This window comes from Paenibacillus silvestris (assembly GCF_009882985.1).
GTDB classification, from domain to species: Bacteria; Bacillota; Bacilli; order Paenibacillales; family NBRC-103111; genus Paenibacillus_E; species Paenibacillus_E silvestris.
Map to the genome: position 1 here is coordinate 25,050 of NZ_WTUZ01000016.1, position 12,563 is coordinate 37,612.

At 45.3% G+C, this 12,563-nt stretch carries 5 protein-coding genes; 4 read left to right on the forward strand and 1 reads right to left on the reverse strand.

The features are described from left to right. The first annotated feature begins 588 nt into the window (after positions 1-588). Both GQF01_RS13070 and GQF01_RS13075 read left to right on the forward strand, forming a co-directional pair. A complete protein-coding gene (locus GQF01_RS13070; protein WP_161407207.1) occupies positions 589-3,969 on the forward strand; it encodes a S8 family serine peptidase in 3,381 nt (1,126 codons plus the stop codon). Between the two features lie 44 nt (positions 3,970-4,013). Further along, a complete protein-coding gene (locus tag GQF01_RS13075) occupies positions 4,014-8,282 on the forward strand; it encodes a S8 family serine peptidase (RefSeq protein WP_161407208.1) in 4,269 nt (1,422 codons plus the stop codon). 174 nt (positions 8,283-8,456) lie between these two features. On the opposite strand, the gene GQF01_RS13080 is transcribed toward GQF01_RS13075, so the two are convergent. Further along, positions 8,457-9,332, reverse strand: coding sequence for a LysR family transcriptional regulator (locus tag GQF01_RS13080; RefSeq protein WP_161407209.1), 876 nt, complete (start codon positions 9,330-9,332; stop codon positions 8,457-8,459). A gap of 391 nt (positions 9,333-9,723) precedes the next feature. Here GQF01_RS13080 and GQF01_RS13085 point away from each other — a divergent pair, with 391 nt between their 5' ends. Together GQF01_RS13085 and GQF01_RS13090 are read left to right on the forward strand one after the other, a co-directional pair. Beyond that, positions 9,724-10,971 carry an FAD-dependent oxidoreductase gene (locus tag GQF01_RS13085; protein WP_161407210.1) on the forward strand — a complete coding sequence of 416 codons (1,248 nt, stop codon included), beginning with the start codon at positions 9,724-9,726 and terminating at the stop codon, positions 10,969-10,971. Between the two features lie 144 nt (positions 10,972-11,115). Beyond that, positions 11,116-12,477: a UTP--glucose-1-phosphate uridylyltransferase gene (locus tag GQF01_RS13090; protein WP_161407211.1), complete on the forward strand. Its 1,362-nt coding sequence runs from the start codon at positions 11,116-11,118 to the stop codon at positions 12,475-12,477. Positions 12,478-12,563: the final 86 nt, after the last annotated feature.

The window sequence follows — 12,563 nt, forward strand, 5'->3', positions numbered from 1 at the left end:
TTTTTAAGGGGTCTCATGGTGTTAAAGGATATTGGGTTTTATAACGACGGAGCAGATCGATGCTCTGGCCCCCAAATTAAAGAAATTGAAAAAGGCAAGTTGACGTCGGTAGCCAACCGGTGTCAGCTTGCTTTTTTCATCAGAGCACCACTGCTATTAATGTGACGTGTAATGTTACTAATAATAACATTAAATTAGGCGGGATAATTGTCAATTTTATTCATTGATAACCAATAAATATATCTCTTTCGTAGTTTGAAACACCTTTTTTCAAATGAAGATAAACAAAATAAATGGGTGTTTTCCAAGGAAAACACTTGTATAACAAGGGTTTTGGAAGATGAATGAAAAACCATTTACCAACAATCCCGATTTATAGAGAAATTTTAACTATATCAAAAATTATGTTATAAATCAATATTTTTAGTTTAAAGCTATATTTTTTCTGGTTAATCCATGTTAGTATACTTGTCATGACTCAGTTACTGGTCATAGTTTACTAGTTTGAAGGAAGTGATTCATGCACGTATTCGCTCCGCACCTATTTCACGCATTTTGGTTTAAAAATTTCGTAGAGGAAGTGACAACTTGTATTCGAACCGTAGAAAGACATTAACGTTCCTTGCATCTTTCCTTATCGCATCTTCAATGGTCGTCCCCGCATACGCCGAGGGTACTATCTCGGTTCAAGGTGCTGGTACTGACCCAAATGCACGATTGCCCAAGTTAAAAAAGAGCCAATGGCCAACTGACCCAGTAACTGAAAGCAGCGTTCAGACTGACCCTCAACCAGCTGCAATTGCGGCTTACGAACCTCCAAGCAATGCTGAGAAAACCACCACACTCGCAACAGATCGCATCATCGTTAAATATAAATCTAACACTTTAAAATCCTCTGCGCTTTCAAACACGATCGCCCCACAAGTCGAAGAAGTCAAGGAGCTCTCTGCTCTCAATTCTAAAATACTCCATGTCAAACAGAACTCAAACCTTCTTCATGTTATTGATGAGCTGAGCAAAGATCCGAATGTTCTTTACGCAGAACCCGACTTTAAGTTGACCATCCCACAGACCGTCAAAGAACCGATTTCCTCAAACACGCAATCGAAAGTCACGCTTCAACACGACACCATAGATTCCTCCCAAACTCTTTTACCTAACGATCCGTTTTTTTCCGATCAATGGTATTTACATAACACAGGTCAGATTTATAATATTGGGGCCAGCCAATATATTTCTACCCCTGGGATTGACATTCAAGCGTTGAAAGCATGGGAGATTACGCAAGGAAGTGAAGATGTCACCGTTGCTGTTATGTCTTCAGGCATGGAGATCACAAACTCGGATATAGCCTCGAATATTTGGAAAAATTCAGATGAAGATCCATATAACGATAAGGACGATGATGAGAACGGTTATATCAATGATATGAACGGCTGGGATTTTGCTCACAATGACAACACGCTCTACGATCCCAGCGATGGCTTCAATGACTACCGTGGTACGTACTATGGAAAAGCAATTGCGGCAGCAATAAACAATAGAGTTGGAATCGCTGGTGTTGCCCCTAATATTAAATTGATGCCGTTGAAAATTTTCAGTCCTGATCGCGGTTACCTCTCTGATGCGATTGAAGCCATTAACTACGCCGAAGCTAAAGGCGTCAAAATTGCGTATCTAGGCTGGACCTTGAGTGAATACAGCCAGGCGTTATACGAAGTCATTTCTAATTCCAAAATGCTCTTTGTTACCTTCGCAGGCCCGGGTGACGCCCGAAACTTCAATGCAGATCTTAGCCCCCTATATCCAAAAGCTTATCTTACAGATAATGTTTTGAGTGTCAACTCTGTAGACTCCAATGGCCAATTAGGCGATAGCTCATCAGTCGGTAAAACGTATGTAGATGTAGCCGCCCCCGGCTATCTCATCAGCCTTACTGGCATCGATGCTCCAATGGGCTATGCTGCTGAGATTCATAAATATGCCGGAGCTGATAACGCTGAATACAAAGCCATTTTTAATGGGATCGGGTTCGAGGTAGTGCCGACTGAGGAGGGTTTCGACCCTAAACAACGTCAAGTTATGTTCGATCGGGCGATGAAATTCTTGGATGACTTTGAGGCGAATAAGGATGTCAAGGTGCTCCTCGTTCAAGACAATATGTTTGATCCCTTCTTTCATAATCCCGATGACGGTCCGATAGAAGTTCCGCCGTTAGATCCGGCGTTAGATCCTACGTTAGCCATCTACAAAGATCTATTACATAATGCAGGCTACTCGGAAAGTAATATCGACGTCTACACAACAGTGGAGCTAGAAGACGGCCCTGATCTCAGCACGCTGCAAAGCCATGATATCGTCGTCTGGTTTACAGGAACATTATTCGCCTCGACATTGACTTTGATCACCGACAATGACCAAGCCAATTTAACGGCATACCTGAACGGTGGTGGACACTTGATGATTTCCGGTGAGGACTCGATAGATGGCATCTCATCCACGCCATTTGTCACCGACACGTTACATCTAAAAATCCTAGAATCCGGTACTGTCAGCGGAGAGGTCGTCGGTCAGCCAGATACGATCTATGGTAATGATGCTTATCTTCTGTACTATTTCAATGAATTTGTACCTAACATTGTAAGCACTGATTCTTCCATTACAAAGATTAATCTTACCCCACCTAATACGCGCATATTCCAAGGAGGCGAGGATTACGCAGCTGTGATTGCTGCAGGAACCGCTGCGCTCGTGGCATCCGAATTTCCATCTATGGACGCCGCTTCTATTAGACATCGAATTATAAATAGTGGAACGCCTCTGCTCTCGCTAGCCAAGGCGAACGCAAGTGGTAAAATGGTCAATGCGTTCCGGGCTTTAACGAGTAAGGATATTCCTGGTACACCGCTGAATGATTCAACCGTCACCAAGAAGCTGAGCGCTGGCACCAGCGAGTCCGATGATGTCTATGCCATTGAGTTAGGCGCTGGCGAAAGCATTACAGCTACATTAACCGCCGACGCAGTAACTGACTTCGATCTGTACTTGTATGATTCCACGGCAACCACGATAACAAGTAAATACGGCATCATTGCCATTTCGGAGAATGATTCCTCGGCAGAAAGCATCACCTACACGGCTAAAGCATCCGGAACGTATTACATCAATGTCAGTGCCTATCAAGGAGCCGGCTCCTATACGCTGAATCTGCATTCTAACAATCAAGCGGGTATGTTCCAGGATACGCATAGCGCACTTGCCTATAGCGGCAATTGGTCAACAATATCGGCGAAAAATGGTACTTTCCGACAAATCGATAATGTCGGAAGCGTAGAATTTGGCTTCAGAGGCAATCAGATCGAATGGATTGGCACCAAAAATCCGGAACAAGGCATTGCAGATGTCTATATTGATGGCATCAAAGTAGCCTCTCCATCTCTGTACAGCAAGTCGACCTTATATGAGCAATCTTTGTTCAAGCAATCGTTCGCAAACGGGCACCACATGATCAAAGTCGTATGGACGGGCAAATCCGACCCATCCGTCAAAAAAGCAGCGCACACTTACATCAATGTCGATGCCTTTAAAGCTGCAACCTTAATGCGCTCCAATGATCCAACCGCTATTTTCAATGGACTATGGGGTTCATCATTTAACGAATATTTTAGTCGTGGCGTGCAGCGGTTTACGGAAACAAAGGATAACTCAGTTATGTATACCTTCTCCGGTTCAGCGGTAACGCTGCTTGCCAATACTGGACAAAACCGTGGAAAAGCAAACATATATATTGATGAACGGCTTATCTCGACCGTTGACTTGTACAGCCCCATTGCAGCCAATCAAGTCCCAGTATTCACAACTGCTCTGACTAAAGGCAAACATACCCTCAAGGTTGTCCATACAGGCGAAAAGAATAATAAATCAACCGGCACGCTCATCACCATTGATGCGCTGCATTTCGTCGAATAAGCATTCTTTAGTACCTTATCCTGTTCGAAATGAGGAAAACGAACTTGAACCTATTCATCCATAAAAAAACGGCTTCGCTCCTGACCATCACCGCACTGCTCAGCAGTCTACTGAGTCAAAGCATCTATGCTTCCGAGCCGACTGCGCCCATCCTTCCTGGCATGACGAAGGCCAAATTGCATGCTCTTATTCAAGAAGCGCAAAACAAGCAAGGTTCTGCGGATAAATCATCGCCGTCCATCATCGCAGATGATATTAATACCAATTCTACAGAACTTATCAACGTCATTGTCCAGCTAAGCAACCAGCCTGCGGCAGTAGGCCGATATGCAGCTAAAATGGGCTATCGAACACTGGCTGCCGAAGCAATCGAAGCCAACGTACAAAGCGAACAATCTTCTTTCCTTAGCAGCGCTTCGCGGAAAGGCATTAATCTTCAAGTTCTTCATCAATACAATACGGTACTGAATGGTTTGGAAGTTAGCATACAAGCGAATGATATTCCGAAGCTCGCGCAGTTGCCAGGCGTAACATCCATTCATCAAAATCAGGTTTATTACGCCATCCCTGTACCGATGGACGTTGAAACGCAAGGAATTGATAATCCAATCTTTGATATCAATCCGTTAAAGCAAATTGGGGCGGATATCGCGTGGGATAAAGGCTTTACAGGCGCGGGCGTGAAAGTCGGCGTCATTGATACAGGCGGTGACTATGTGCACCCTGATCTTAAAGATGCCATAGATCGCGATTATAAGGGCTATGATGCTTACAATCAGGATAAAGACCCTTATGAAGATGTCCCTCCAGCTTGGGATAAACCGGGCAGTTCCCATGGAACACATGTTTCGGGCACGATCGTCGGCAGATTCGCGAATCCAACTTCCGAGTTCGTTCAGAAAGGCGTTGCTTATGGATCCGATCTTTATTTGTACAAAGTACTTGGCGGCGCACATGGCACCGGTTCATCCGCTCAAATCATTGCCGGTATCGAGAAAGCAGTAGAAGATGGAATGGACGTCATTAACTTGTCCTTAGGATCATCCGCGTACAAAGATCCAAACTCTCCCGATTCAATTGCAGTGAACAATGCCGTATTGGCAGGCGTCGTGGCTGTTGTAGCGAACGGAAATGATGGAGCGAGTTTGCCTTATTATTACTCCATGGGATCTCCCGCTTCTGCGCATCTCGCTATTTCGGTTGCTGCTGCCACAAGTCCAAGCAGACACTACACCTCCTCGCTTGAGAGCACGGTTTCTGTATCGAGCGTGACTTATGCCACTTATCACTTGAATCCTAGCTTGGTTAGCTGGAGAACAGATGAAACGCAATTCGATAGCTCGCTAGGAAATCAAACCATGGAAGCCGTCTTTGTTGGCCTAGGCAGACAAGTTGATTTTGAACAGGCTGGCGACCTGACAGGCAAAGTTGCCATTATCTCACGCGGTGTGATCGCATTTGAGGAAAAGGTGGTGAATGCTGCTAGATCAAATGCTGCTGCAGCTATCGTTTTTAATGGAAACGCCTCGTTTGATATTAGTGGTGATCCTAATGGTATCGATCTTTCGGAAGAAATACCTGGCAGAGACGGTCCCATCGGTACTCTTTCCAGACTTGGTGGTGACCATAAATTTTTGCCCACGTTCGATATGCCAGGGAAGGAGGGCCGTGCCTTAGTGAGAACAATATTGACTACTCCGTACTCGACCCTGAAGATTTCATTTGGCAGCACGTTTAATCAAGTGGATCTGATTGGTGATACGGTTGCCGATTTCAGTTCCCGTGGACCTAACTCTGATAATAATTACGGCATTAAGCCCGACATCAGTGCTCCCGGTGTCAATATTAGGTCTACCATACCGGCTTATGGTAAAGACAAACCTGATATCAGCTACGATGAGGCCTACGGGAGAATGAGCGGTACAAGTATGGCGGCTCCGCACATTACGGGACTTGTTGCACTTTTAAAAGACAAATATAAAGATGTGGATAAGAACAACGATGGCATGGAGGATTGGTCTCCGATGGACTACCGTGCCGCATTAGCGAATACATCCGAAATGATTAGAGATGCAGATGGAACACTTTACGATGTATATTCTCAAGGTGCTGGTCGGGCTAATATCGCCAATGCACTGGAAACTCCAGCACTGCTTGAAGCCATTGATCCACTGACGATTTATAATTCAAAGTTGGATCCAATCAGCATGGAAAGCAGCGCAAGCAGCGTGAGCTTCGGCGTAATCGATCCTAAATTGAACAAAGCGGTTACCAAGCCACTTCAGCTTAAAAACATGTCCGACAATGTATTGAGCTACACCGCTTCAGTTGTCATGCATCCAAGTGTGACGTCGGATCCGAACAAACCGATTCCAACGCCAGACGTTAATCAAATCAGCATGTCGCTCGATGGACTTGACGCCAATTCCGATCAAGTGATCACCGTCGTACCGAACGCGCAGCAGCGTTTCACCCTCTCTGCGTTGGCGTCAGCTAATGCTCCGAATGGTGTTTACGAAGGGCACGTGTTATTGAAGAGCGCCGGTCATCCAGACCTGCACCTTCCTTTTGTTATCCACATTGGCGAAGGTTCAGATAATAATCAATTCGTTCTTCAGAACCTGACTTTATCTGATCAGACGATCAATGGAGATGAAAGCATTGATCTATCCGTAACGATAAATTCCGATACGCAGAAATATATCGTAATTTATGCTACAGACATAGAAGGAATAGGCGAAAATGAACCTGTACCTACTGTTGGCGAGATTTTCAATTTTGATACAGAAGCGCATATGTACAGAGCCATACCTCGTGGCAAGCTTAATTTCCACGATATTCGTAACAGTTTCGGACTAACTTTGGATTCTGAGTTAAATGTAAATACAACCAGGCTTGCAGATGGGTTGCATAATTTTGTGGTTCTTAGCTACTCAGACCTCACTAACCCGGTTGATCCGAGTACTGCATTCAAATCTTTTTATGTAAGCTCCGAGCCTGTACCAACTCAAACACCACCACCATCACCACCTGCTTCGGGTGGCGGCGGCGGATACGGCGGCGGTGGGGGTGCACGACCAGAGGAACCTAAAGAAAACCTGGAACTGATTCAATCCATCGTTCCACAAGGGCAAGCAAGCGTTTCTGTCATTGCTTCAACCACTATGCAAGGCAAACAATTGACAGCAATTGTTGCTGATAGCGACATTCAGAAAGCTTTAGATGCCGCAAAATCGGCTCCAGCTTCCATCGTTGTCAACGTCGGTACCACCGATTCGTCAGAAGCTCAGCTCAAGCTGACGAACGCGCAAGTGCTGAAGCTGCAGCAGGCCGCTGAAGGCAGCACGGTCATGTTCGCCTGGAACGGCGCTACGATTGCATCACCTGTTTCCGCATTTACTAGTGTCCCTATTGGCGCAGACTATGTGGTCCGAATTACGAGAGACGCAAGCAGCGCATCCATTTTTGCCAAGCAGTATCCAGACGCTTCTGTTGTAGGCACACCATACGCATTTGAAGCAAATACGGTTGTTGGCGGAACAGCGACACCGCTGAGCTTAGCAGCGAAGCAAGTGTTCAAGCGTGCATTCATCGTTGATCAGGAAGTAAACGCAAGCAAGACCGGCGCGTTGTACATCGAGAATGACCAAGTTTACCCGGTACCAGCTCTCTTCACAGCTGCAGGTGCTGGCAAAACCATTGTGACGATAAGCCGTCCTGGTTTCTCGACCTATGCAGTCGCACAACACCAAACGGCCTTTGCGGACATCGATTCGTCTTGGGCGAAGAGCCATATCCAACTGCTTGCAGACAAATTCTTACTGAGCGGAACATCGGTTAGAACATTCTCGCCGAAAAACAATGTAACACGAGCTGAATTTGCTTCGCTGCTTGTTCGATCGCTTGGTTTGCAAAAACCAACATCAGCAACGCCGTTCAAAGATGTGCTAAGCGGTGACTGGTATGCGCAGTCCGTAGCCATAGCTTATGAAGCTGGACTTGTCACAGGCTATGGTGACACATTTGAGCCGAACGCTAGCATCAGCCGACAAGATCTAACAGTGATGCTGACAAGAGCATTGAAATTGCTACCAGTTGTCAAACCTGCTGGATTGGTAACTATCTCATATGCAGACGCCGAGCAATTCGGCGACTATGCGAAGGACAGCATCCAATATATGACGGATGCTGGACTCATGGATGGTGTTGAGTTGAGTGGAAGCCTCCGCTTCCAGCCAAGCGAGCCAAGTACTCGTGAAGCCGTCGCTAAAGTATTAAGCTCGCTATTGAAATTATCCAAACTCATTAACTAAACATAATGTTTAAACGCCCCTTGTACTCGGTGCTGCACCGAGAAAAGGGGCGTTTTTTTAATGGATTTATGGAAGAAAAGCAATTGACCGAACAGCCTATGTTGCTAAGCAAACAAAAAAAGACCGCCACTTGGGCAGCTTCCTCTTGTTTCATCTTGAAATTTTCGTACATCTTTAATGTTGTTCATTTATATTATTTATGAATTCATGGATGAAGAACTTATTTTTATTCTTGCATTTGAACCCAACTAATAATTCGTTACGAACAACCATCTCTTCAAAAACGATTTTCCATTTTGGTTCTCTCGTTTTGTCCTCTTTCAGCATATAGGTTGGAAGCAAACTCATCCCTTCGCATTCCTCGATCGCTTTTAAAATGAGATGAAGGTTAGGAATGACATGGGCTGGAATAATCTGCGGTCCTATTTTGAAAATTTCATTCCAATACCATCGAATAATGGGAAGTTCAAGTCCATAGCTGATCCATCGTTGCTGCAACAGCCATAGCTCCATATCCTTCAAATGCGTAAAATCTGGCACAACGGTTTCAAATGGAGCAACAATGACAAACTCCTCTTCCTTAAGCTGTAGATATTCAATATCAGAAGTCGAGGACCTTTTATTCGTTAGGATGATATCTACACGATCTTCACTCAGAAGTTCCAATAATTCATCAGCATCGCGAAAATAGGTGATCGTATTCAAATTCATTTTAGATATATGTACCAAAATTTTCTCAGTAAATAATTCCTGAGTCGTACCAATCTTAATAGTTGTTGTTGTAGATGAAGGACTTATTCTTAATTCCTGCGTCTTTTCTTCTAACATATCGATATGTGGGGCGAGAAGTGAATACAGTTGTTTTCCCCGTTCAGTTGGAATGAGCTTCCGCGTTGTACGAGCGAATAGCTGTTCGCCAACTTCGGCTTCAAGGGAGGCGAGGTGCTGGCTCATCGTCGGTTGCGTCATGATCCGTGCTTTAGCAGCTAGCGAAACAGAATTATGTTTATAAATGAAGATAAAGCTTCTGTACCATTCAAAATCAATCATAGTTACTCCTTCCTTCTTTTGTATTGAAACGATATTTGGAAACAATCTCTCAAAGATTGTGCTTGGTGTTTATTCGACATCCAACCTACAAATTAAGGGAAAAGCCTGCACATATTTATAGTAATGTGTTCTAACAGTTACCACAAATTGTGAAATATCAGTCATATATAAAATAATTTATTAAACACGTTGTAATATATAAATCCAAATATTGGTTATTGGGTTGTGTGACAAAGTTGCGGTTCTAATTCATTTTTCTTGATACCATCATAAAGGCAAAAATGAAAACTGTTCAGGACAAGCCACTGCATACTGGCTTTTTTTTAACGTTTGCGGGAGAGTTTGAATTCGACACGCATCAACGCTACAAGAAAATTAGGAGGCACATGAGATGGTAGAGGATTTGGATGTCGTCATTATAGGCGGGGGGCAGGCAGGGCTTTCAGTGAGCTATTATTTGACACAGCATGGATGCAACCATTTAATATTGGAAAAGGACAGGATTGGGGCCTCTTGGAGAAAAAGATGGGATTCTTTTCATTTAGTCACTCCGAATTGGATGCTACGGCTTCCTGGATATCCCTATTCAGGAGAAAATCCGGACGGTTTTTTAACACGTGAAGAAGTGACGAAGTATTTAGATAGCTATGCTAAGCGCTATAAACTGAAAATCAGGCAATCTCAGGTCATAGGCGTTCGGTGGAATGAAGATACGCGCACCTATGTGGTGGATACACCAGAAAAGACTTATCGGGTGAAAAACGTCGTTGTTGCTGCGGGAGCGTTCCACAAGAACAAATTCCCCGCAGATGGTGCTAGAGTCGATAAAAGCATTACACAGCTTCACTCCAGCGAGTACCGAGGTCCAAATCAAATCAGGCCAGGAAACATTCTTGTGGTTGGCGCGGGCCAGTCAGGTTGTCATATCGCGAAGGAACTGAACGAGGCAGGAAGAAACGTATATTTATCGGTTGGAAGCAGCGGTAGGCTGCCTAGACGTTATCGGGGAAAAGACACGATGTGGTGGGCTTCTCGACTTGGTCTCTACGATCAGCCGTCGGAACATTTAAGGTTGTTGCAAGCGAAATTCAATAATAGTCCCTATGTATCGGGCAGAAATCTAGGCGAGGATATTCATTTGCGCCAGTATGCGCTAGACGGGATAACCCTGTTGGGACGATTGCGAACTATTCAGGGGACGACCGTGAAGCTGCAACCTGATCTCCTCGAAAGCCTTGCAAGCGCAGATGATTTCGCTGAATCATTCAGGAGCGGCGTTGATAAGTATATAGAATTGACAGGTTCGAACTATCCGGAGGATCACACAAGGGTGAACGATGAAAGGTTGAAAGGTGCTACCATTCATGTTTCGACAGAGTTCGACACGAATGCAGCCGGGATCACGACAATTATATGGGCGACGGGCTATATGCCGGATTTCCAATGGATTGATATTCCGGTCTTCAGTCAAGAGGGGCATCCTATGCACAAGCGCGGAGTCACGAAAGCTCCAGGCTTATATTTTATAGGATTGCCTTGTCTTCATAAAGCAAAGTCTCCCCTCCTGTATGGTGTAGGCGAGGATGCTGCTTATATCTCGGACCATCTTTTGAGTCGCTTGAATTCCATTTCATTATAATAGACAGCCTGCGGGCTGCAAATTCTCGACGGGCATAATAGGAGAGGAGCTTGCTTCACAGCAACTCCTCAGGATAATATAATCTAAGTATTAAACAACAACGATGTCATGGTTTAACGAAGCTTGCTACATAGGAGGTTTTTAGTGGAGAACCGATATGACGAACTCTATAAAAAGGCGCATGCCTACGGTCAGGAGCATTTACTTAGGCATTACTCGTCACTTTCCAAAGATTCGAAGGACAAGCTGCTGGATGAGATGGAACAGCTGAATTTTGCCGCGCTTAGCGAGCTTTTCCATCAAGCGAATCAGCCATCGGTTAGCACGGACTTCATTTCGCCAATGGAAGCTTACGATTCGGAGGATTACAGCGAGGAGGAGCGGGGAAAATTGACCGAGACTGGCTGGGACCGACTTCGTCATGGCAAGGTCGCGGCGCTTGTTGTCGCCGGGGGGCATGGGAGCCGCCTAGAGCATGATGGTCCCAAGGGGACCTATAATATTGGGCTGCCGTCAGGAAAGTCGCTGTTCCAGCTGCAGGCCGAGCGCTTGCTCAACTTGTCCCGGAAAGCAGGTCGGTCGATTCCCTGGTACATTATGACCAGCCCTGAGAATCATCAGGATACTGTGCAATACTTCCAGGCATCCGAGTATTTCGGCTATGCCTCGGACGATATATTCTTCTTTAGGCAAAATGTCCTGCCAGCACTGGATTCCGAAGGACACATCCTGCTCTCCGCCAAGGATGAAATCGGTCTTACCCCCAGCGGGAACGGTGACTGCTTTGCTTCCATGAAACGGTCTGGAGCCTTGGATGATTTGAAACGTCGGGGAGTGGAGTGGCTTTTCTATTATAATGTCGACAATGCCTTGATCCGAGTTGCTGATCCGTTTTTTATAGGGGCAGCTGTGCATCATAACTATCCGATTGCCACCAAAGTCGCAGAAAAGTCCTACCCTGAGGAGAAAGTCGGCATTCTTTGCATGAAAGGCGGCAGACCGGCCGTCATTGAATACATGGACGTGCCTAAAGAGCTAATGTATGAAACAGATAGCTCGGGCCGCTTGATCTACGGGTTGGCCAACCTTTCGATTCATTTATTTCGCACGGATTTTATCGAACAGCATGCGGATACGAATATTCCTTATCACGCCGCTCATAAAGCGGTCAAGTACATAGACGATCAGGGACATCCGGTCCATCCAGAATCACCAAACGCTTTTAAATTTGAAAAATTTATATTTGATTTCTTCCCGCTCGCTGAACATATGATGGTTTTGAAGATACCAAAAGAAGAAGAGTTTGCCCCTGTCAAAAACAAGGAGGGCAAGGACAGCCCGGCAACAGCTCGCTCACTTGTGCAAGATTTGTTTCAGAAGTGGCTCCTGGAAGCAGGTGCAGATCCCTCCGCGCTGGAAGGTCGGGAGATCGAAATTTCCCCATTGGTTTCTTATGCGGGGGAGGGGCTGACATCGGAGGTTTTGAAAGCTCTTCTTGACGCATAGTCTCACTGATGCTAATAAAGATAGTTCAACAAAGACAGGACGGCTGCCGTCCTGTCTTTGCTTTTAAACGGATGGTTAAGCGCAGT